General features: G+C 58.9%; 21 protein-coding genes and 1 tRNA gene. 7 read left to right on the top strand and 15 right to left on the bottom strand.

Translation table 11 applies throughout. The annotated features are described in order from the left end of the window. Window positions 1-109: 109 nt before the first annotated feature. The 4 genes from CFBP6623_RS14305 to CFBP6623_RS14290 all read left to right on the top strand — a co-directional run bounded on the left by CFBP6623_RS14305 (window position 110) and on the right by CFBP6623_RS14290 (window position 3,687). Window positions 110-1,330: a phosphopentomutase gene (locus CFBP6623_RS14305; protein ID WP_046799145.1), complete on the top strand. Its 1,221-nt coding sequence runs from the start codon at window positions 110-112 to the stop codon at window positions 1,328-1,330. Then, a complete protein-coding gene (locus CFBP6623_RS14300; protein WP_046799144.1) occupies window positions 1,327-2,316 on the top strand; it encodes an adenosine deaminase in 990 nt (329 codons plus the stop codon). The genes CFBP6623_RS14305 and CFBP6623_RS14300 overlap by 4 nt, the downstream gene beginning before the upstream one ends. A gap of 85 nt (window positions 2,317-2,401) precedes the next feature. Next, the gene (gene upp / locus CFBP6623_RS14295) at window positions 2,402-3,031 is read left to right on the top strand and encodes a uracil phosphoribosyltransferase (RefSeq protein WP_004439188.1); all 630 of its coding nucleotides are present in this window, start codon (window positions 2,402-2,404) and stop codon (window positions 3,029-3,031) included. 134 nt (window positions 3,032-3,165) lie between these two features. After that, window positions 3,166-3,687, top strand: coding sequence for a TIGR02281 family clan AA aspartic protease (locus CFBP6623_RS14290; protein WP_046799143.1), 522 nt, complete (start codon window positions 3,166-3,168; stop codon window positions 3,685-3,687). Here the strand turns inward: CFBP6623_RS14290 and deoA are convergent. The 10 genes from deoA to CFBP6623_RS14240 all read right to left on the bottom strand — a co-directional run bounded on the left by deoA (window position 3,680) and on the right by CFBP6623_RS14240 (window position 12,906). Continuing rightward, window positions 3,680-4,996: a thymidine phosphorylase gene (gene deoA, locus CFBP6623_RS14285; RefSeq protein WP_080842413.1), complete on the bottom strand. Its 1,317-nt coding sequence runs from the start codon at window positions 4,994-4,996 to the stop codon at window positions 3,680-3,682. The genes CFBP6623_RS14290 and deoA overlap by 8 nt on opposite strands. Then, window positions 4,993-5,766, bottom strand: coding sequence for a deoxyribose-phosphate aldolase (gene deoC, locus CFBP6623_RS14280; RefSeq protein WP_046799141.1), 774 nt, complete (start codon window positions 5,764-5,766; stop codon window positions 4,993-4,995). The genes deoA and deoC overlap by 4 nt, the downstream gene beginning before the upstream one ends. 2 nt (window positions 5,767-5,768) lie before the next feature. Continuing rightward, the gene (locus CFBP6623_RS14275) at window positions 5,769-6,569 is read right to left on the bottom strand and encodes a purine-nucleoside phosphorylase (RefSeq protein ID WP_046799140.1); all 801 of its coding nucleotides are present in this window, start codon (window positions 6,567-6,569) and stop codon (window positions 5,769-5,771) included. After that, a complete protein-coding gene (locus CFBP6623_RS14270) occupies window positions 6,569-6,973 on the bottom strand; it encodes a cytidine deaminase (RefSeq protein WP_046799139.1) in 405 nt (134 codons plus the stop codon). The genes CFBP6623_RS14275 and CFBP6623_RS14270 overlap by 1 nt, the downstream gene beginning before the upstream one ends. Window positions 6,974-6,977: 4 nt before the next feature. After that, entirely contained in the window at window positions 6,978-7,949 is a 972-nt protein-coding gene (locus CFBP6623_RS14265) for an ABC transporter permease (RefSeq protein ID WP_046799138.1), read from the bottom strand. A 6-nt stretch (window positions 7,950-7,955) separates the two neighbouring features. Beyond that, on the bottom strand, window positions 7,956-9,059 hold the full coding sequence (locus CFBP6623_RS14260) for an ABC transporter permease (protein WP_046799137.1): 1,104 nt from the start codon (window positions 9,057-9,059) through the stop codon (window positions 7,956-7,958). Window positions 9,060-9,066: 7 nt separating this feature from the next. Beyond that, entirely contained in the window at window positions 9,067-10,572 is a 1,506-nt protein-coding gene (locus CFBP6623_RS14255; RefSeq protein ID WP_046799136.1) for an ABC transporter ATP-binding protein, read from the bottom strand. Window positions 10,573-10,654: 82 nt separating this feature from the next. Continuing rightward, the gene (locus CFBP6623_RS14250; RefSeq protein WP_046799135.1) at window positions 10,655-11,647 is read right to left on the bottom strand and encodes a BMP family lipoprotein; all 993 of its coding nucleotides are present in this window, start codon (window positions 11,645-11,647) and stop codon (window positions 10,655-10,657) included. A 214-nt stretch (window positions 11,648-11,861) separates the two neighbouring features. Next, window positions 11,862-12,512: a peptide-methionine (S)-S-oxide reductase MsrA gene (gene msrA / locus CFBP6623_RS14245; RefSeq protein ID WP_046799424.1), complete on the bottom strand. Its 651-nt coding sequence runs from the start codon at window positions 12,510-12,512 to the stop codon at window positions 11,862-11,864. A 76-nt stretch (window positions 12,513-12,588) separates the two neighbouring features. Then, window positions 12,589-12,906, bottom strand: coding sequence for a hypothetical protein (locus tag CFBP6623_RS14240; protein WP_046799423.1), 318 nt, complete (start codon window positions 12,904-12,906; stop codon window positions 12,589-12,591). Between the two features lie 220 nt (window positions 12,907-13,126). Here CFBP6623_RS14240 and CFBP6623_RS14235 point away from each other — a divergent pair. From CFBP6623_RS14235 to dnaJ, 3 genes are all read left to right on the top strand, one after another. Next, window positions 13,127-13,216, top strand: a tRNA-Ser gene (locus CFBP6623_RS14235). A 307-nt stretch (window positions 13,217-13,523) separates the two neighbouring features. Then, window positions 13,524-15,428 (top strand): molecular chaperone DnaK, encoded by a 1,905-nt coding sequence (dnaK, locus tag CFBP6623_RS14230; protein ID WP_046799134.1) that lies wholly within the window; start codon window positions 13,524-13,526, stop codon window positions 15,426-15,428. Window positions 15,429-15,518: 90 nt separating this feature from the next. Beyond that, window positions 15,519-16,652, top strand: coding sequence for a molecular chaperone DnaJ (gene dnaJ / locus CFBP6623_RS14225; RefSeq protein ID WP_006309945.1), 1,134 nt, complete (start codon window positions 15,519-15,521; stop codon window positions 16,650-16,652). 68 nt (window positions 16,653-16,720) lie between these two features. Here the strand turns inward: dnaJ and CFBP6623_RS14220 are convergent, their stop codons facing one another. The 5 genes from CFBP6623_RS14220 to CFBP6623_RS14200 form a co-directional block, all read right to left on the bottom strand. Further along, window positions 16,721-17,272: a DUF924 family protein gene (locus CFBP6623_RS14220; protein ID WP_046799133.1), complete on the bottom strand. Its 552-nt coding sequence runs from the start codon at window positions 17,270-17,272 to the stop codon at window positions 16,721-16,723. 13 nt (window positions 17,273-17,285) lie between these two features. Beyond that, window positions 17,286-17,498 (bottom strand): SlyX family protein, encoded by a 213-nt coding sequence (locus CFBP6623_RS14215; RefSeq protein ID WP_013635242.1) that lies wholly within the window; start codon window positions 17,496-17,498, stop codon window positions 17,286-17,288. 148 nt (window positions 17,499-17,646) lie between these two features. After that, entirely contained in the window at window positions 17,647-19,152 is a 1,506-nt protein-coding gene (locus CFBP6623_RS14210) for a tripartite tricarboxylate transporter permease (protein WP_046799132.1), read from the bottom strand. Window positions 19,153-19,161: 9 nt separating this feature from the next. Next, window positions 19,162-19,623 carry a tripartite tricarboxylate transporter TctB family protein gene (locus tag CFBP6623_RS14205; protein ID WP_046799131.1) on the bottom strand — a complete coding sequence of 154 codons (462 nt, stop codon included), beginning with the start codon at window positions 19,621-19,623 and terminating at the stop codon, window positions 19,162-19,164. Window positions 19,624-19,723: 100 nt separating this feature from the next. Continuing rightward, window positions 19,724-20,707 (bottom strand): tripartite tricarboxylate transporter substrate-binding protein, encoded by a 984-nt coding sequence (locus tag CFBP6623_RS14200; RefSeq protein ID WP_046799422.1) that lies wholly within the window; start codon window positions 20,705-20,707, stop codon window positions 19,724-19,726. Window positions 20,708-20,893: the final 186 nt, after the last annotated feature.

Raw genomic sequence — 20,893 nt, 5'->3', positions numbered from 1 at the left:
CTGGTTTTACCGGATGGTTCATAAAAGCGCTTCCTTCTTCACGTTTTGCTGATCTATAACGACAGTTCGGCCTGACATTGCCCGTCGGCGCATTTTGTTTCGGTGAGTTATGGCAAGAGCATTTCTTTTCGTTCTGGATTCCTTCGGCGTTGGCGGTGCACCTGACGCGGAACACTATGGCGATCTTGGCGCCAATACACTTGGCCACATCGCCGAGTTCTGTGCCGCAGGTGCTGCCGACAGGCCGGGGCTTCGATCCGGCCCGCTGAAGCTGCCGAATATGTGCTCTCTTGGCTTGCTGGAGATCGCGCGCCAGGCTAGTGGCGACATTCCCGCCGGCATGGAGCCACCGGAACGCATTTTCGGCCTGCATGGCTCAGCCAGCGAAGTTTCAAAAGGCAAGGATACGCCATCCGGCCACTGGGAAATCGCCGGAACGCCTGTCACCTTCGACTGGGGTTATTTCCCGACGGAGGGCGACGCCTTTTCCCCGGAGCTGGTGGAGGCCATCTGCAAAGAGGCTGATATTCCCGGCATTCTCGGCAACTGCCATGCTTCCGGCACCGACATCATCGCGCAATTCGGCGAAGAACATATCAGGAGCGGCAAGCCGATCTGCTACACCTCTTCCGATTCCGTGTTCCAGATCGCAGCGCATGAAAAGCACTTCGGGCTGACCAGGCTCATCGCGCTTTGCGAGACGGTTCGCAAGTTGCTAGATCCGCTGAATATCGGCCGCGTCATTGCCCGCCCCTTCATCGGCGAGACGGTCGCTACCTTCGAACGCACCGGCAACCGCCGCGACTTTTCCGTGCCGCCGCCCGAACCGACGCTGCTCGACCGATTGGTGGAGGCGGAGCGCAAAGTGCACGCGATCGGCAAGATCGGCGATATCTATGCCCATCAGGGCGTCTCGCGCGTCATCAAGGCAAATGGCAACGCCGCCCTGATGGATGCGACGTTGCAGGCCATCGACGAGGCTGAAAATGGCGACCTCGTCTTTACCAACTTCGTCGACTTCGACATGCTTTATGGCCACCGTCGTGACGTTGCCGGTTATGCGGCCGCGCTTGAGGCTTTCGATACGCGAATCCCGGAAATTCATCGTAAAATGAAGCCGGGAGACATCGCCATTCTCACCGCCGACCATGGTTGCGACCCCACCTGGCGAGGCACCGATCATACACGCGAACGGGTGCCGATCATGGCATTCGGGCCGGGCATCCGCTCTCGTGATGTCGGCATTCGTTCAAGCTATGCCGATATCGGCGAAAGCATCGCCCACCATCTTGGCATCGAGGCCGGTTCACACGGCAGGAGCTTCATTTGACATCGCATTTGCTGAAAGCGGAAATCCACTGCCACATCGAAGGTGCGGCACCGCCTGCCCTCGTCGCAAAACAGGCAGAAAAATACGGCATAGACACCAGCAGCTTCCTGCGTGACGGCCAATATGTCTGGTCGGATTTCGCCGAGTTCATCCAGTGCTACGATGCGGTGGCGCAGGTGTTCAAGACGGATGAGGACTATGCTGTCCTGACCGAGACCTATCTGACCGAACTTGCGCAAGCCAACACGATCTACAGCGAGCTGATCATTTCGCCCGATCATGGCGACCGAATTGGACTTGGCGCTGACGCTTATCTTGCCGGAATCGCCGAAGGCATCCGGATTGCAAAGGAAAAGACCGGCATCGAAACCCGTATCCTCGTTACCGGCGAACGGCATTTCGGCCCGGAACGGGTGATTGCGGCGGCGGAATATGCGGCGCGCGCCCGGCATCCGCTGGTGACCGGCTTTAACATGGCGGGCGAAGAGCGCATGGGCCGGGTTGCCGATTATGCGCGCGCCTTCGATATCGCCCGCGATGCGGGTCTTGGGCTGACGATCCATGCCGGCGAGGTCTGCGGACCGGAAAGCGTTGCCGATGCACTCGATCTCATCAAACCGGCACGCATCGGCCATGGCGTGCGCGCCATCGAAGATGCCGATCTCGTCTCCCGACTGGTCGAGACGGGAACGGTTCTGGAAGTCTGCCCCGGCTCGAATATCGCGCTCAGTGTTTATCCGGATTTCGCCAGCCACCCGCTGAAGGCGTTGCGTGACGCCGGAGTGCGTGTCTGCATCAATTCCGACGATCCGCCGTTCTTCTTCACATCGCTTGCCCGGGAATATGCGTTGGCCGCCGACGCGTTCGGCTTCGGTGACGCCGAGATCAACGACATGACCCGCACCGCGCTGGAATGCGCCTTCGTGGACGAGGCGACGCGCGAACGGCTGCTTGCGAGACTGGATCGCGCCCGAGACGACGGTTGACGGGGTAAAACCGCGAAGAAGGCTTGCGAAAAGCCCACTTTCGGTGAATGACAGGGGCACAAGATCAAAAAGGAAGGCCAGTTTCATGGACGGCGTCACAGTCATCGAACATCCGCTGGTGCGGCACAAACTTACCATCATGCGCAAGAAGGAAACTTCCACGGCCGGCTTCCGTCGCCTGCTCAGGGAAATTTCGACGCTGCTCTGCTATGAAGTGACGCGCGACCTTGAAATGACGATGGAAACCATCGACACGCCGCTCGAAACCATTCAGGCTCCGGTTCTGGAAGGCAAGAAACTGGTTTTTGCCTCCATCCTGCGCGCCGGCAACGGTCTTCTGGAAGGCATGCTCGAACTGGTGCCTTCGGCGCGCGTTGCCCATGTCGGTGTGTATCGTGACCATGATACGCTGGAGGCCGTCGAATATTACTTCAAGGCTCCCGAAAGCCTCGACGCCCGTCTGGTCATCGTTGTCGACCCGATGCTGGCGACCGGCAATTCCTCCATCGCCGCTGTCGAAAAGCTGAAGGAACGCGGCGCAAAGAACATCCGCTTCCTGTGTCTGCTGGCAGCACCGGAAGGCATCAAGAATTTCCGCGAGGCGCATCCCGATGTGCCGATCTATACCGCCGCAATCGACAGACATCTGAACGAGAAGGGTTATATCGTCCCCGGCCTCGGTGACGCCGGCGACCGCATGTACGGCACCAAATAACGCCGTTCATCTTCGCTTAACCGTTTGAGCCATTCGCCGTCCGATACGCGGCGAATGGCTTTTTCTTTTAAGATTTCAGCATGTTTTGCGCCTATCCTATCCAGGAATAACCTTGGGCTTTGAGGAGCAACGACTTGCTGGCGCGCACGATTTTTCTGCTTATCGGTCTTTCGGTCAGCGCCACGCAAATTCCAGCGCTGGTGGAGAAATTCCAGCCGCGCCCTGAAACCGCCGTGGATAAATCGGAGGCCGCGACCGAGGTCGCCAAGCCGCAAACGGTTTCGCTGGGCGGCGTCAATCTGAAAGCAGATGCCCGCGGCCATTTCAACGCGACCTTCCGCATCAATGGCAAATCCTTCGACGGGCTTGTTGATACCGGCGCTTCCATGGTCGCAATCAACGAGACGATCGCGCGTCGGCTTGGTTACGGCGTCAACAGCCTGGATTTCAAATATCCGATCTCAACCGCCAATGGCCAGACCATGGCGGCCTATGTGAAGCTGGACCGTGTGGAGATCGGCGCAATTCGCGTTCAGAATGTCGATGCCATGGTGCTGAAGGATAACGCGCTGAGCAACATGCTGATCGGCATGAGCTTTTTGAAACAATTGTCATCCTTCAAAGTCTCGGGTGGCGAGATGCGGCTGGTCAGGTGATCCGCTCGAGGATAGGATCAACGATCTCCGGTTTGCTGTCGGCGATCCCGTAACAGGCCGCTATCCTTTTGACGGCACGTTCCGCCTCATCCGGAGAAGCCGCATGGACAACGGCAATCGGCTCGCCCTTTTCCACCTTTACGCCGAGCGGCAGGATATCCGAAATACCGACAGCCGGGTCGATGGTATCCGACGGCTTTCTTCTGCCGCCGCCAAGTTCGACGACAACCATGCCAAGTTCACGCGTCTCGCAGGATTTAAGCCAGCCGCTTCGCCCGGCCGGAACCGGGAGAATAACCGGCGCGGACGGCAGATAACGGATTGGGCTCTCAACGAAATCCGAAGGTCCGCCCAGCGCTGAAACCATCCGCGCAAAGATTTCCATAGCCCGACCGGAGGACAGAGCGGCTGTAGCCAGCGCCTCGCCTTCCTCCAGCGTGGCGGCTTTTTGAGCCTGTACCAGCATTTCCGCAGCGAAGGACAGGACGACCTTTTCGAGACGGGTTCCAGCCTTGCGACCGGCCAGAAAATCCAGGCAATTGACGATTTCGACGGCATTGCCGGCGGCATCTCCAAGCGGCTGGTTCATGTCCGTTATCAGGGCCGTCGTCAGAAGACCCGCACCATTCGCAACATCGACCAGCGCGCGGGCCAGATTGCGGGCGTCGTCAACGCTCTGCATAAAAGCGCCATTGCCGACTTTCACATCGAGAACCAGCGTCTCAAGCCCGGCTGCAAGCTTCTTCGACAGGATGGAGGCGGTGATCAGCGGTATGGAATCAACCGTCGCGGTAACATCGCGAATGGCATAGAGGCGTTTGTCGGCGGGGGCTAGATCGCCCGTCTGGCCGATGATGGCACAGCCGACCGCCCTCACCGTCCGGCGGAACAAAGCCTCATTCGGCATGACATTATAACCGGGGATGGCTTCCAGCTTGTCGAGCGTGCCGCCGGTGTGGCCGAGGCCCCTGCCGGAAATCATCGGCACGGCAAGACCGCAGGCGGTGACGATCGGCGCAAGCATCAGGGAGACATTATCGCCAACGCCGCCGGTCGAGTGCTTGTCCGCCACAGGTCTGCCAATCTCGCTCCATGAGAGGACATCGCCGCTGTCGCGCATGGCGAGCGTCAGCGCCACCATCTCGTTGCGGTTCATGCCACGGAAAAACACCGCCATGGCAAAAGCAGCCGCTTGCCCTTCCGATATGCCATCTTTCGACAGCGCTTCTATGAAAGCGGCAATCTCCTGAGGCTCAAGAGACAAGCCATCGCGTTTGCGGCGGATGATTTCCTGCGGGATCAAGCTCAATACCCGCTGGCGGCCTTGGCCGGTTCGCCGCCAGCCAGCACGTTCAGCACATCATCGAGAACGCCGGAAGCACCGAAACGGAAGGTTGATGGCATGGCCCAGTTGGGAGCCATGATGGTTTCCGCCAGCCGCAGGTAAAGCGTCGCGTCCTCCACCGTGCCGATGCCGCCAGCGGGTTTGAAGCCCACTTTCTGACGGCTGTCGCGGATCGCCTGCAGCATGATGTCTGCCGCCTCCAGGGTGGCATTGACGGCGACCTTGCCAGTCGAGGTCTTGATGAAGTCAGCCCCTTCGGCGATGGCAATCTCGGAGGCGCGGCGGATTAGGGCCTTGTCCTTCAGCTCGCCGGTTTCAAGAATGACCTTGAGCAGCACGGGTGCCGCACAGGCCTTACGCACGGCGGCCACCATCTCGGAAACCGCCGCTTCATCGCCTGCTATGAATTTACGGTAGGGAATGACCAGATCGATTTCATCGGCACCATCGCGGATCGCGGCTTCGGTTTCCGCCACGACAGTCGCGACATCAAGATCGCCCGAGGGAAAATTGACGACGGTGGCGATGCGGATCGCGTGTTCTTTGCCGAAAGCCGCACGCGCCTGCGCCACGAAACGCGGCCAGATGCAGATGGCGGCGGTGTTGCCATAATCCGTATGCGCCCGCTGGCACAAAGCAGCGATCTGCTCGGGTGTGCAATCTTCCTTAAGATTGGTCAGGTCCAGCAAGGACAGAGTGAGGGCAGCCGCTTCGCGCGGACGCTGGAGTTCCATGGTCACGCTCCTCCTGAGATCATTTCCTTCAGAATAGCGGCAAGTCGTTTGCCGCCCACGGGAGCCATGTCCTTGGTTTCCTCATGGCTCAGTTCCGCGCCGGTCATGCCGGCACCGTAATTGGTAATAACCGATGCGGCGGCAACGCGCATCCCGAAAAAGCGCGCGAGGATGACTTCCGGCACGGTGGACATGCCGACGGCATCGGCACCCAGAAGCCGTGCCATGCGAATTTCCGCCGGCGTTTCGAAGCTCGGGCCGGAAAACCACATATAGACCCCGCCGAACAAAGGCACCGTCGCCCGGATCGCGGCATTGCGCATGGCCAGCATCAGGTCCGGATCATAAGCCGTGGTCATGCCGACGAAGCGGCGGTCGCTTTCCTCGCCGATCAGCGGGTTCATGCCGGAATAATTGATGTGATCGGTGATCTGCATGACGGAGCCGGGCGGCATATCCTGCCTCACCGAACCCGCCGAATTGGTGAGGATGAGCGATTGCACGCCCAGACCGGCCAGCGCCTCGATGACCGGACGCATCGCCGCCGGATCGCCCTTTTCGTAGAAATGCACCCGACCGGATAGCATCATGACGGGCTCGCCACCGAGATAACCGGCGACCAGTTCTCCCGCATGGCCGGAAACGCCACCGGCGGGAAACCCTGGAAGATCGGCATAGGGCACACGGACCGGGTCGCTGACTTCCTCCACCAGCGACCCCAGGCCAGAGCCGAGAACGATGGCGACGCGCGGCATCAGGCCGTTCAGGCGCTCCACCAGAATATCGATCAAGCCATCCGTCATCAGGGCAACTCGGTCTTGAAGACGGAGGGCAACAGCTCTTCCATGGTCATGACCTTCTGGACGCCGGTTTCGTCGCAAAGATAAATCTTCGTCTCCGGCGTGGCGAATTCGGCGATCTTCTGGCGACAACCACCGCAGGGCGTGCAAAGCGGCAGCTTTTCGGCAATGACGGCAACTTCGCTGATCTTCTTTGCCCCGCCCATGATCATGGCGCTGATGGCTGATGGTTCCGCGCACCAACCCTGCGGGAAGGAGATGTTCTCGATATTGGCGCCCTTGTAGATTTTGCCGTCATCAGCGCGGATCGCCGCGCCGACCGGAAATTTCGAATAGGGCGCATAAGCGAAGGCCATGGCCTCCACCGCCGCCTCGAACAGGGCGTGGGACTTTGGATCAGAGGGCATGGGTTTAACGCTCCTTCGCATAGGCAACGCCACCGGCCTTGGGAGGCTTGGCGACGCCGATGAAACCGGCAAGCAGGATGCAGGTCAGGATATAGGGCATGGCCTGGAAAATCTGCACCGGCACTTCGCCGATGCCAGGCACGGATTTGCCCTGCATGAAATTGGCGAATGCATCGAGAAAACCGAACAGCAGGCAGGCGAACATGACCGGCACCGGTTTCCATTTCGCAAAGATCAGCGCCGCGAGCGCGATATAGCCCTTGCCGGCCGACATGTTGGCGATGAAGGCCGCCGATTGTGCGACGGCAAGATAGGCGCCTGAAAAACCGCAGAGGAAGCCAGCGACGATGACGGCGCGGTAACGCATCCACGTCACCGAAATACCAGCCGTATCGACAGCACCCGGATTTTCACCGACGGCACGCAGGCGCAGGCCGAAACGCGTGCGGTAAAGCACCCACCAGGAGAGCGGCACCGCCAGAAAGGCAAGATAGGTGAGGATATTGTTGCCGGAAATGACATTGGCGTAGAGCGGGCCGATGAAGGGCACTTCGCGCATCGCATCCGCGCCGGGCAGGATGATCGGCGCAAAACGACCCTCCCCCGGCAATTGCGGCGTGCGGCCGCCCTGCCCGAACCATGCCTGGCCCAGAACCACCGTCAGACCGGCGGCGATGAAGTTGAGCGCCACCCCTGAAACGATCTGGTTGCCGCGATTGGTGATAACGGCAAAGCCATGGATCAGCGAGAACGCGATGGAGACGCCAATGCCGGCCAGAAGACCGGCCCACGGATTTGCGGTAAGATAGGCGACGCAGGCGGAAGCAAAAGCCGCCGCCAGCATCTTGCCTTCAAGACCGATATCGAACACGCCGGCGCGTTCGGAAAACAGCCCCGCAAGTGCAGTGAACAGAAGCGGGATGGTGAGACGGACGGTCGAGCCGAGAATGCTGACCAGCATATCGAAAAAATCCATGTCAGCTCACCCCTTTGCCAAACGCTGGTAGATGTGGACGATCGCCGGCCGGTACATATATTCCAGCGCGCCGGCGAACAGGATCACCAGACCCTGTATAACCACGATCATCTCGCGGGTAATGTTCGGCATCTCGAAGGAAAGATCCGCACCGCCCTGATAAAGAATACCAAACAGCAATGCCGAGAAAATGATGCCGAGCGGATGGCTTCGCCCCATCAGCGATACGGCGATGCCGACGAAGCCCGCACCGCCGACGAACTCCACCTGCAGGCGCGCGGAAGCCCCCATGACCGGGTTCAGCGCCATCATGCCCGCCAGACCACCGGAAATGAGCATGGCGATGATGACCGTGCGTGCATAGGGAATGCCCGCATAGATGGCGGCGGAAGGGCTGACGCCGAGCGTGCGCATCTCATAGCCGAGCTTGGTGCGCCAGATCAGCACCCAGACGAGGAAACACATCACCAGAGCGATAAGAAAGGAGACGTTGAACGGCGCCGGCCCAAGCTTGAGGCCGAACCACGCCATCAGCCAGTCCAGCTTCGGCAGTTGGCCACCGGGCAGAAAGGTGCGCGTTTCCGGCGCCATCTTGCCCGGCACGATCAGCACATTCACCAGCAGGTAGACCATCAGGGCCGCAGCGATGAAGTTGAACATGATGGTGGTGATGACCACGTGGCTGCCGCGTTTGGCCTGCAGCCAGGCCGGAATGAAGGCCCAGGCGGCACCAAAAACCGCAGCACCGATGACGGCGAAGGGCATCGTCACGTACCATGGCACGTAACGGTCAAGCGCCAGCGCCACCAGCGCCGCACCCAGCCCGCCAATATAGGCCTGACCTTCGGAGCCGATGTTGAACAGGCCGGCATGGAAAGCCACGGCGACGGAGAGACCGGTGAAGATGAAGCTTGTCGTATAAAACAGCGTGAAGCCGATGGCATCGCCACGGCCGAGCGCGCCTTCGATCAGCAGGCGAAGTGCTGCCAGCGGATTTTCGCCGATCGACCAGACGACAAGCCCGGAAATCAGAAAGGCGGTGATGACGTTCAGCAATGGCAACAGGCCGTAGCTGATCCAGTTTGGTAGGGGTGCGGAAGCGGTGCTCATTCATGCCTCATGCGGCGATGCCGGCCATCATCAGGCCCAGCGTCTGTTCTTCGGCTTCCGCCGTTTTTTCTCCAACGACACGGCCGGCGAACATGACCATGATCCGGTCCGAAAGGGAACGGATTTCATCGAGTTCGACCGAAACCAGCAAGATCGCCTTGCCGGCATCGCGCATTTCGATGATGCGGCGATGGATGAATTCAATGGCGCCGATATCCACACCGCGAGTCGGCTGGCCGATGATCAGCATCTTCGGATCACGTTCGATTTCGCGCGCAACGACGATCTTCTGCTGATTGCCACCGGAAAAATTCGCGGTCTTCAAATGAGGGTTCGGCGGGCGGATGTCATATTTCTCGATCTTTTCGACGGCATCCTTACGGATGGCCTCAGGGTTCAGGAAAGGTCCCCTGCCGTAACGCTCGTCATGGTGATAGCCGAGGATGGAGTTTTCATATTCCTCGAATTTCAACACCAGGCCCATATGATGGCGGTCTTCCGGGATATGCGCCAAACCAAGTTTGCGCAGGATCGCCGGATCGGGACGGTCCACCTTCTGGCCATCCACCCATATCTCGCCCGAAGATGGTTTGCGTATGCCGGCGATGGCTTCCAGCAGTTCCGATTGACCATTGCCGGCGACCCCGGCGATGCCGACGATTTCACCGGCACGGACGTCCAGCGACACATCATCCACCATGGTGACGCCGCGGCTGTCCTTGACGGTGAGATTGCGGATGGAGAGGAGAACATCGCCCGGCGTCGTCTCGCCCTTTTCCACCCGCAGCAGCACGCGCCGGCCAACCATCAGTTCTGCCAGTTCCTCGACGCTGGTCTCGGAGGTCTTGCGGGTTGCCACCATTTCGCCGCGGCGCATGACGGAGACGGAGTCCGTGATCGCCATGATTTCGCGCAGCTTGTGCGTGATGAGGATGATGGTCTTGCCCTGCTCACGCAGAACGCCGAGGATCTTGAAAAGGTGATCGGCCTCAGCCGGCGTCAGAACGCCGGTCGGCTCATCGAGGATCAGGATTTCGGCGCCACGATACATGGCCTTGAGGATTTCGACGCGCTGCTGCAGACCAACAGGCAGTTCTTCGATCACCGCATCCGGATCGACTTCCAGCCCGTAATCATCCTCCAGACGCTTCAGCTCCTTGCGCGCTCCGGCCCTGCCCCTGGCCAGCAATGCGCCGCCCTCCGCACCCAGCATGACGTTTTCAAGCACGGTGAAATTTTCCACAAGCATGAAGTGCTGATGCACCATGCCGATACCCGCACTGATCGCGGCCTGACTGTCACGGATCGCAACGGGAGCGCCGTTTACCCGGATTTCGCCAGCATCTGCCTGGTAAAAACCATAGAGGATCGACATCAATGTCGATTTTCCGGCGCCATTTTCCCCGATGATGCCGTGGATCGTGCCCTTGGCGACGGTCAGATTGATATTCTTGTTGGCGTGAACGGCACCGAATTTCTTGTCGATGCCCACGAGCTCGATTGCAGGATCCATACTCAAACCTAACCTCTCCGAAGGCTGGATATGAAAAGGGCGCAAGATGAAAATTCATCATGCGCCCCAGTTACATATCATATCATTTCGGGCAGGAATTGTCCGCCATATAGTCATGAACCTTGATGGTACCGGCAATGATGTCGGCCTTCGCCTTGTCCACGGCAGCAATCATCTCAGGCGTGATCAGGGCCTTGTTGTTGTCATCAAGCGCATAGGCCACGCCGTCTTCCTTGACGCCGAGCGCCACGATACCGGGGGTGAACTTGTCGTCCTTGGTATCCTTATAGGCATTATAGACTGCCAGATCGACGCGCTTGACCATGGAGGTCAGAACGGAACCCGGATGCAGGTGGTTCTGGTTGGAATCGACGCCGATCGAGAACTTCTTGTTGTCGGCGGCGGTCTGCAGCACGCCGATACCGGTCGCACCGGCTGCCGCGTAGATCACGTCCGCACCCTGGTCGATCTGGTTCTTGGTGAGTTCGCCGCCGCGCACCGGATCGTTCCAGGCAGCACCCGTGGTGCCGGTCATGTTCTGGAAGACTTCGATCTTGTCGTTGGCCGCCTTGGCGCCCTGGGCATAACCACAGGCAAACTTACGGATCAGCGGAATATCCATGCCGCCGATGAAGCCGACCTTGCCGGTCTTGGAAGCCATGCCCGCCAGCAGACCGACGAGGTAGGAACCTTCATGCTCCTTATAGACGACGGAGCGGACATTCGGCAGTTCGACAACGGAATCGACAATCACGAATTTGGTGTCGGGGAATTCGGCTGCAACCTTTTCCATGGCCGAGGTCCAGGCGAAGGACACGGCGATGACGGGGTTGAAGCCCTTGCTGGCGAAGTTGCGGATGGCCTGTTCGCCCTGCGTGTCGCTGGTCGGCTCGAAGTCACGGTACTCGATGCCCGTTTCCGCCTTGAACTTTTCAGCGCCGGCCGCAGCGGCTTCGTTGAACGACTTGTCGAACTTGCCGCCCGTGCCATAAACCAGCGCCGGCTTGACATCCGCAGCGAGCGCGGAAGCCGACATTGCGGCAAGCGCAAACAGCGTCAGAAGGGATTTTTTCATTGTGCAGCCCTGTTGTTGCAATTGATATTATAAGGGTCCTCCCGCAATCCCGTTTACCGGGAATGTCTGCGGAACCGCCAACCGTTATACCGGCTGTGCTTGCCTCATATCCTTGCATGGCTCAATGAAAAATTCATCCGGTTTTTTTGACCCGGTGGAAAAACTTTTATCTGGCGCTTTTTTGGTCTTTCCACCGGGGCGACCTGCAAAAAATCTAGTCGATATTGCAGCTTACGCCGGTTCCCCTCAAGCCGCAGTAGCCACCCGGGTTCTTGGCAAGATATTGCTGATGATAGTCCTCAGCATAATAAAATGTTTCAAGCGGCCCGATTTCGGTGGTGATGGCCCGTCCATGGCCTGCCGCCTCCAGCGCCTGCTGAAAAGTGTCGCGCGCCTTTTGCGCCTGCTGCAGCTGGCCTTCGGTCGTCGCATATATTGTCGAACGATAGGTCGTGCCAACATCGTTGCCCTGCCGCATCCCCTGGGTCGGATCATGCTCCTCGAAGAATATCCTCAGCAGGCCCGACAACGAGATCACAGCCGGATCATAGACGACCTTCACGACTTCGGCGTGGCCCGTCTGGCCGGTCGTCGTCTCCTGATAGGTCGGATTCTCTGTAAAGCCGCCGGCATAACCCACCGCCGTCACCCAAACGCCCGGCGTCTGCCAGAACAACCGCTCCGCGCCCCAGAAGCAGCCCATGCCGAGATAGATGATTTCCAAACCGTCTGGATAAGGGCCTTTCAACGGCCGACCATTGACGAAATGGTTCTCCGGCACGACGAGCGCCTCTTCACGACCCGGCAGAGCCGTCTCTTCGGTCGGCATCGTCGTCTTTTTTGAAAGCGTATCGAACAGGAACATCGGGACCTCCGTGCGGCCAATATCGCCGCTTCTCATGGTTCACAACTGCGGGCGCAAGGTCGTTCAGGCTGAAAAATCAGACCGGCAAGCGCCTCATCGCCTTGTGCTTCCTGTAACCGGCCATCCAGCAAAGCAGGGACAGGACGAGGAAAAAAGCAAATGCGGGCAGCGCCGACAGCGCGTTTTCAATGAAGCGCCACGCTTCAGGGTGAATATAGTGACCCACGGCGGCTTCCACCATGGTGCGCGAGGCAGGAAGAAGATAATTCCAGACGGACAGGATGCCGGTAATATTGACCGAGGACGTGGAAACCGAGCGGATCGAATCAAGCACACCCAGAAAAACCGCCGCGAGAAGGAGAAGAAAGCTCAAAAACCGCAAAAAAGCTTTCATCCGGACACCTCGGTTGTGGTCCGTCTCTTCAACGGACATGTTTTGAAACATATAGCGCATCGATAAAGGCGGTAAAACCCGTTTGCAACCGCATCGAAATGCAGGAAATTGCCGACATTTCAAAAAACTGTCAGATTCGTGTTGATCCCTGCGAATTCATCGGTATATATCGCGCCGTTCCAGTGATTTGCATTCTTCAAAACATGCAGATTTGAAAAAAGGACAGGTGGCCGAGTGGTTTAAGGCGCACGCCTGGAACGCGTGTGTGCGTGAAAGCGTACCGTGGGTTCGAATCCCACCCTGTCCGCCATTTCACCTCATCTTTAGCCGCCGGCGTTGCTCCAAGCCATTACCGGATATATCTTCAGGATACCCGGCCACGCATAGCGTCAAAGTCGCGTTTTCCCGTTTCCGCAAGCGTTGATGGCTATGCTTCTGCACAGACTGAGGTTTCCTGCGCTTTTTGCTGCGCTTACCCCTCTCTTGCGCCTTGCAGCAGGAAAAATCGCTCCTTATATACGCCGCAGAACTGCAGCGAATGTTGCAAATCCAAGTCAAGGAGTTGCCACAAGAATGCCTCACGGGGTTCCGGCAGCTCGCTTCAAGGAGAGAAGAGCATGGCAAAAGTAATCGGTATCGACCTTGGCACGACCAATTCCTGCGTCGCAGTGATGGACGGCAAGGACACGAAAGTAATTGAAAACGCGGAAGGTGCGCGCACCACTCCGTCCATGGTGGCATTTTCCGACGATGGCGAACGCCTTGTCGGCCAGCCGGCCAAGCGCCAGGCGGTCACCAACCCGACTAACACCCTGTTTGCGGTCAAGCGCCTCATCGGTCGGCGTTACGAAGACCCGACTGTCGAGAAGGACAAGGCCCTCGTTCCCTTCGAAATCGTCAAGGGCGACAATGGCGACGCCTGGGTGAAGGCGCAGGACAAGAACTATTCCCCGTCGCAGATTTCCGCAATGATCCTTCAGAAGATGAAGGAAACGGCTGAATCCTATCTCGGTGAAAAGGTCGAGAAGGCCGTCATCACCGTTCCGGCCTATTTCAACGACGCGCAGCGTCAGGCAACCAAGGATGCCGGCCGCATCGCCGGTCTTGATGTTCTTCGTATCATCAATGAGCCGACTGCAGCTGCACTCGCTTACGGCCTCGACAAGAAGGATGGCAAGACGATCGCCGTTTACGACCTTGGCGGAGGTACCTTCGATATTTCCGTTCTGGAAATCGGCGACGGCGTCTTCGAAGTGAAGTCGACCAACGGCGATACCTTCCTCGGCGGTGAAGACTTCGACATGCGTCTGGTCGAATATCTGGCCGGCGAATTCAAGAAGGATCAGGGCATCGACCTGAAGAACGACAAGCTCGCTCTGCAGCGCCTCAAGGAAGCTGCCGAAAAGGCAAAGATCGAACTTTCGTCTTCGCAGCAGACCGAAATCAACCTGCCCTTCATTACGGCAGACGCTTCCGGTCCGAAGCATCTGACGTTGAAGCTCACCCGCGCCAAGTTCGAAAGCCTGGTTGACGATCTGGTGCAGCGCACCGTCGCGCCTTGCAAGGCGGCGCTGAAGGATGCCGGCGTTACCGCTGCCGAGATCGATGAAGTCGTTCTCGTTGGTGGCATGAGCCGCATGCCGAAGGTGCAGGAAGTCGTCAAGCAGCTGTTCGGCAAGGAGCCGCACAAGGGCGTGAACCCGGATGAAGTGGTCGCCATGGGCGCCGCCATTCAGGCCGGCGTTCTGCAGGGCGACGTCAAGGACGTTCTGCTGCTCGACGTGACCCCGCTGTCGCTCGGCATCGAAACGCTGGGTGGCGTCTTCACCCGTCTGATCGATCGCAACACGACGATCCCGACGAAGAAGAGCCAGACCTTCTCGACCGCCGAAGACAACCAGTCGGCCGTGACCATCCGCGTTTCGCAGGGCGAGCGTGAAATGGCGCAGGACAACAAGCTGCTCGGCCAGTTCGACCTCGTTGGCCTGCCGCCATCCCCGCGTGGCCTGCCGCAGATCGAAGTCACCTTCGATATCGACGCCAACGGCATCGTGCAGGTTTCGGCCAAGGACAAGGGCACAGGCAAGGAGCAGCAGATCCGCATCCAGGCCTCCGGTGGTCTTTCCGACGCCGACATCGAAAAGATGGTCAAGGACGCCGAGGCCAATGCCGAAGCTGACAAGAAGCGTCGTGCAGGTGTCGAAGCCAAGAACCAGGCAGAAAGCCTCATTCACTCCACCGAAAAGTCGGTGAAGGAATATGGCGACAAGGTTTCCGAGACCGACCGCAAGGCGATCGAAGATGCCATTGCCAGCCTGAAGACGGCGGTTGAAGCTTCCGAGCCTGACGCTGACGACATTCAGGCGAAGACCCAGACCCTCATGGAAGTCTCCATGAAGCTCGGTCAGGCCATCTATGAAGCACAGCAGGCCGAGGCCGGCGACGCTTCCGCTGAAGGTGGCAAGGACGACGTCGTCGACGCCGACTATGAGGAAATCAAGGACGACAAGAAGTCCGCCTAATCGCGTGACTTTTAGTCTCCTGTCTATACATGCAAGATATCCGGCTGCCGACGTGCAGCCGGAAATCCATTTGCGGGGCTTGTTATCTTAATGGCGAAAGCAGACTTTTACGAAACACTTGGCGTCAGCAAGACCGCGGACGAAAAAGAGCTGAAAAGCGCCTTCCGCAAACTCGCGATGAAATTCCATCCGGACAAAAACCCTGACGATGCTGATTCCGAACGGAAATTCAAGGAAATCAACGAGGCCTATGAAACGCTGAAGGATCCGCAAAAGCGTGCGGCCTATGACCGTTTCGGCCACGCCGCGTTTGAAAATGGCGGCATGGGTGGCGGTGGCATGGGCGGCGGCGGTTTCGCCAATGGCGGCTTCTCCGATATCTTCGAAGACATTTTCGGTGAGATGATGGGTGGCGGTCGTGCGCGCCGCTCTTCCGGCGGGCGCGAGCGCGGGGCCGATCTTCGTTACAATATGGAAATCACGCTGGAGGAAGCCTTCGCCGGCAAGACGGCGCAGATCAGGGTTCCGACCTCGATTACCTGCGACGTCTGTTCCGGCTCGGGCGCCAAACCCGGCACCCAGCCCAAGACCTGCGCCACCTGTCAGGGTTCCGGTCGCGTGCGCGCCGCACAGGGCTTCTTCTCGGTGGAGCGCACCTGCCCGACCTGCCATGGTCGCGGCCAGACGATTTCCGATCCGTGCGGCAAGTGCCATGGTCAGGGCCGTGTGACGGAAGAGCGTTCGCTTTCGGTCAACATTCCCTCGGGCATCGAGGATGGCACGCGCATTCGTCTACAGGGTGAAGGCGAGGCCGGCATGCGTGGCGGCCCGGCAGGCGATCTTTATATCTTCCTGTCCGTGCGACCGCATGAGTTCTTCCAGCGCGACGGTGCCGATCTTTATTGCACCGTGCCGATTTCGATGACGACGGCAGCGCTTGGCGGCACCTTTGATGTCACGACGCTCGACGGTACGAAGTCGCGCGTCACGGTTCCGGAAGGCACCCAGCCGGGCAAGCAGTTCCGCCTGAAGGGCAAGGGCATGCCGGTGCTGCGTTCGGCGCAGACGGGTGATCTCTACATTCAGATCCAGATCGAGACGCCGCAGAAGCTCAGCAAGCGTCAGCGCGAGCTGTTGCAGGAATTCGAACAGCTCTCCTCCAAGGAGAACAATCCGGAATCAACCGGCTTCTTTGCCCGGATGAAGGAATTCTTCGACGGCTGATTACCACCGGCTACGTCCAATTAATAACGCCGCCATTCTTCGGGACTGGCGGCGTTTTCATTTCAAATTCAGCCGGAAAAGCCGCCTTCCTCCAGATATTGCCGTTCCTCCGGCGTCGTTTCCCGCAGCAATATGTCGTTGCGATGCGGAAAGCGGCCGAAACGTTCGACGATATCGCGATGTTCTTCGGCGTGGTGGAGATAAAGCCCGCCAAGGGGCTGGTTCAGGTCGCAGGCGCGTTGCTGGGCCGCAATATCCTCCGCATGGGAAAAGGGCAGATAGAAGAAAACGCGTAAATCCTCGCTCACTGCCTGATCGTGACCTCGGCGTATGGCTTCATCGGCAAACAGGCGTGCCAGCGGATCGGTGGCATACATATGGGCGGTGCCACGAAAGCAGTTGCGCGGGAACTGGTCGAGAAGGAGCATCAGCGCGAGGCTGCTTTCCGCACCCGCGAGCCAGCCATCCAGTTCACGCCGTGCGGCAGCGAAATGGGCGTCGCGGAAGCGGTCGTGAAAGTGATTGTCGAAAGCGGCATCCTTGTCGAACCATTTGTCCGGCCCGGCCTTTTTCCAGAAATTGGTGATTTCGGCGGCAAGTGCGACTGTGTCGTTTTTCATCGGGTGCTCCCTGTCAGTAGTGCGGTGGCCGGGTGATGGCAGGCGCGTCCAGCGACTGCTCCTCAAGGCTCAGGAACCTTTCCGTCAAGCGGTCTAGCTTGGCGCGGGTCTGCTCCACCACCTTCCACTGTTCCGTCAACTGGTCGGACAGCTCCTCGATGGTCTTTGCCTGATGTGCGATCGTCTCCTCGAGCGCAATGATCCGTTTTTCGGTTTCCGACGTCATATCGACCTCTCTTTCCCGCCCTTCCTTGGGCTTAAACGAGCGTGAGTCAACCATATGTCGCTTTCGTGAAGCGAATTCGTCGCAACCGATCCAGACACAAAAAAGCCGGCGATGTTTCCATCGCCGGCGTCTCACATTTTGATATTGTTCAGTCTTCTTCCACGAAAACCTCTTCGCGTTTCTTCTTCACGCTTGGCAGGAAGACGACGATCAGCACGGCCAGAGCGATGAAAAGCAGGGTGGCGCTGATCGGCCGGGTGACGAAGGTGGTCGGATCGCCGCGCGACAGAATCATGGCGCGACGCAGGTTTTCCTCCAGCAGCGGCCCGAGAACGAAGCCCAAAAGCAGTGGAGCGGGCTCGCAGCGCAGTTTTACCAGCACGTAACCGATGAAACCGAAGAAGGCGACGGCGTAGAGATCAAAGACGTTGGAATTGACGCTGTAGACCCCGATGGCGCAGAAGGCCATGATGATGGGGAACAGCACGTAATAAGGCACCGTCAGGAGCTTCACCCACAGCCCGATCAGCGGCAGGTTGAGGATGACGAGCATCAGGTTGCCGATCCACATGGAGGCGATGATGCCCCAGAACAGCGCCGGCTGTTCGGTTGCAACGTTCGGACCCGGCACGATGCCCTGAATGATCATCGCACCGATCATCAACGCCATGACCGGGTTGGCAGGAATGCCAAGCGTCAGCAGGGGGATGAAGGAGGTCTGCGCGCCGGCATTATTGGCCGATTCCGGACCGGCAACGCCGGCAACCGCGCCATGCCCGAATTCTTCCGGGTTCTTGGAGACGCGTTTTTCCACCGTGTAGGAGGCAAAAGCCGCAAGAATTGCCCCACCGCCCGGCAGGATGCCGAGAGCCGAGCCGATAACCGTGCCGCGTAGCACCGGGCCGATCATACGCTTGAAATCTTCCTTCGACGGCATCAGGCTGCTGACCTTGGCGATCAGCACCGACCGGGTGCGTTCATTCTCGAGATTGCGCAGGATTTCCGCAATGCCGAACACGCCCACGGCGACCGCAACGAAGTTCAGACCATCGGCATATTCGCGGATGCCGAGGGTGAAGCGCGGCGTGCCGCTGTAGATATCCGTACCGACCAGACCGAGCAGCAGACCGAGCACGACCATGGCCAGCGCCTTGACGATGGAGCCATGGGCAAGCGCGATGGACGAGACAAGGCCGACAACCATCAGCGAGAAATATTCAGCGGCACCGAATTCCAGCGCGATTGCCGTCAGAGGCGGCGCGAAGATTGCCACGAGGAAGGTGGAAACCGTACCCGCAAAAAACGAGCCGATGGCGGCAATTGCAAGTGCAGCGCCGGCTTTGCCCTTGCGCGCCATCTGGTAACCATCAATGGCAGTCACGGCGGAGGAGGACTCCCCCGGCATATTGATGAGGATGGCCGTGGTGGAGCCGCCATATTGCGCGCCATAATAAATACCGGCGAGCATGATCAGCGACGAGACGGGCTCAAGCTGAAAGGTGATCGGCAGCAGCATGGCGATGGTCGCCGTTGCGCCGATGCCCGGCAACACGCCGATGAGGGTGCCGAGCAACACGCCGATCAGGCAGAAAAAAAGGTTTGCCAGCGACGAAGCGGTGACGAAACCAAGAGCGAGATTATCAAGCAAATCCATCGGGGCGCCTCAAAATTTAAGCCAGGGGCCGAAGCGCTGGAATGGCAGGCCGAGACCATAATTGAACACAGCAACGGAGAAGACCGTGATGGCCGCGGAGATAACGACGGCCATCAGCGGGCTCATCTTGTGCGAGGCGAAGGCTGCGATAAGTGCGCTGAAAAACAGTGCCGGTACGAAACCCAATCCACGGACCGTGAAGCCGAAAAAGATCGGTGCGGGCAGGATGAAAAAAATCCCCCGCCAGGCGATGGCGCCGATGACATCACCCTGCACGCGCGTGGCGCGAAAGAATATGACGCTGCCGAGCAGGATCAACACGATTGCCAGAACAAGCGGGAAGTAACCCGGCCCCATGCGAAAGGCGGTTCCGATCTCCAGCCCGAAGGATTGCAAGGCGAAAAAAGCGCCAAAACCGATGAATATGGCCCCGCAGGCTGCTTCGGCAGGGTCAATGAAAAACGACTTCATGAAAGATGCCCCTCCACTGCGGCCGGCGACATACCGTTCCGCGCGTTAAAAATGACGGCAGGAAACCGGCGGCGAGACGCCGCCGGTCACTTCCTGATCATCAGTCGGCATATTGGCCGGCGGACTCGATAACCGGCTTCCAGCGAGCTATTTCGCTTTCAAGCTTGGCCTTGAGTGCTGCGGGCGTCGCATCGCTTTCAGGGGAAGGCGTGGTACCGAGTTCGGCAAAACGGGCCGCGACATTTTTGTCCTTCAGCGCGACCTGCAGCGACTTGGAGAGCTTTTCGTTTATTTCGGCAGGTGTGCCCTTCGGCGTATAGATGCCGTGCCAGATGCCAACCTCGAGTTTCGGCAGGCCTTCTTCGGCGACCGTCGGCACGTTCGGAAGCACGTCGAGCCGCTTGGCCGAAGTCACGGCATAGGCTTTCACGGTTCCACCCTGGATCTGCTTGGTGGTGTTGGTGGTCTGGTCGCACATGATATCGACCTGGCCGCCGAGCAGGTCGGTCATGGCCGGGCCCGTGCCTTTGTAAGGGACTGTGACAAGCGGCGTCTCGATGGCGCTCATGAACAGCATGCCGCACAGATGCGAGGCGGCGCCGATGCCGGCATTGGCGACGGTGACTTTATCCTTGTTCGCCTTGGCGTAGTCGATCAGCCCCTTCAAATCCTTGGTCTCAAGGTTCTTGCGCGACAGAATGGTCATCGGCACTTCGGTGACCAGACCGACATATTCGAAAGCGTTTGTCGTGTCATAGGCGAGCTTGCGATAGAGCGTTGCACTGGTCGCCATGCCGATATGGTGCAAGAGAACGGTGTAACCATCGGGGTCCGCCGCCGCAACGCGGCCAGCGCCGAGCGTGCCACCCGCGCCGCCGACATTTTCGACGATGATCTGCTGGCCAAGATCCTTCGACATGGATTCGGCGACAAGGCGCGCAACCGTATCCGTCGGGCCACCGGCAGAAAAGGGCACGACCATCGTGATGTTACGCTCGGGATAGTTCTGAGCGGATGCGGACAGCGCAAAAAGGGAAACGGCAGCGGCGGCAGCAAGGCCGGTGACTGTCTTCAGTATTTTCATCGATTCCTCCCGGATGAAAATGTTCGCCACTTCAGCCGCGCATACTCCTCTATGGCGGCCGGGGTGAGCTATTTGCGATCCGGGATTGTCGTTCAGCAACGGCGGTCTTGCCGAGAGATGCGCTTTTATCGTCGTCACAAAGGGCAATGGGTGGATTTCTACCCATAGAGGTTCATCCGTGGGTGG

This window comes from Agrobacterium tumefaciens (assembly GCF_005221385.1).
GTDB lineage: Bacteria > Pseudomonadota > Alphaproteobacteria > Rhizobiales > Rhizobiaceae > Agrobacterium > Agrobacterium tomkonis.
This window is presented reverse-complemented; position numbering and strand designations above follow the sequence as displayed.